The sequence below is a fragment of the Priestia sp. P5_B4 genome, from assembly GCF_056400385.1.
This window is the reverse complement of sequence record NZ_JBFULJ010001104.1, coordinates 1-1,096: the sequence shown is the minus strand read 5'-3', so window position 1 is coordinate 1,096 and position 1,096 is coordinate 1. Positions and strand designations below refer to the sequence as shown.

Genomic DNA, 1,096 nt, shown 5'->3' with positions numbered 1-1,096 from the left:
ACATAACCCCTCTAATCTCAGCAATACCAATTCCAAATAACCTTCTTGTACTTCTTCGCCGTAAGATTCAAAAAATAATTTCACTCTTTGGTTTATATGTTGAGCGTGCTGCAATGAATTATAATAAATCCTCTCACCTGTGTCAGAAAGATAAAATCTACTTAAGGGGACGCACGTATAAAGAGTATAAGCAATGTCCCAAATTCTTGGACCAGGCCCAGCAACATCAAAATCAATGACGCCTACTRGTCTTTTGTGCTTAAAAATGATGTTGTATATGGCAAAATCATTATGACATAGTACCTCAAATGGTTTAGGAGTGTTATCTATTGATTTCCAGCTGTCATCAAATGAAAAATCGCTCACTGAATCATGATAAAGACGGAGCATTTTCCCTATTTCTATTAAAACATCGTCAGACCACATATATTTCTTCAAGGGATAATTACCAGCTTCACCTTCAATAAACGACAAGACCTCTCTCCCTTTTTCATCAATGCCTAAAAATTTTGGTGCATAACTAAAACCTTTGTTCTCTAAATGCTTTAATAGTTTATGAAATTTATGACTATCTGATTTTAATTCTCGTCGTACAGTATCTCCCAAGCGATAAACGTTAGAGACATTCCCTCCTGTTAGCACTTCTTCGTCCTCAAAGCTTGACATATAAACATTCCCCCTGAATATATCCTATTTGTCGTCAATAAGTGAAAATGATAAAGCATTCGTCATAAATGAAATATCTCATTTTACTACTGATTTAGAAAAGCCCGTACTTTTTCTTTTGTAGCCCATCAACAATCCTTTGGGACTGACTAATAAAGTGGAGAAAATCGGTTATCGTCATATTACGTTACATTATAAAAAAGAATCTTCATTCGAAGATCCTTTTAACTGCTTGTTTCATACAAAAATCCGCTAAAAAGTGGAAGACCGCTATTATGTTAAATCACCAAAAGCCTCCATCTGAGTGAATAATTTGTCCGGTAATCCATTCTGATTCTTCACTTGCTAAAAAGATAACTAATTTTGCGGCATCACGGGGCTCACCAAGTCGACCCATTGGGAACTTTGACAGTAGCTCTTCCTTTAACTC

At 35.7% G+C, this 1,096-nt stretch carries 2 protein-coding genes; both read right to left on the bottom strand.

Annotated features, from left to right (window positions below; translation table 11 throughout):
• A partial coding sequence (locus tag AC1DRF_RS29165) for an aminoglycoside phosphotransferase family protein (protein ID WP_477742463.1) occupies positions 1 to 666 on the bottom strand: 666 nt, incomplete at its 3' end.
• A 283-nt stretch (positions 667 to 949) separates the two neighbouring features.
• On the bottom strand, positions 950 to 1,096 hold a 147-nt coding region (locus AC1DRF_RS29160), incomplete at its 5' end, for an SDR family oxidoreductase (RefSeq protein ID WP_477742464.1).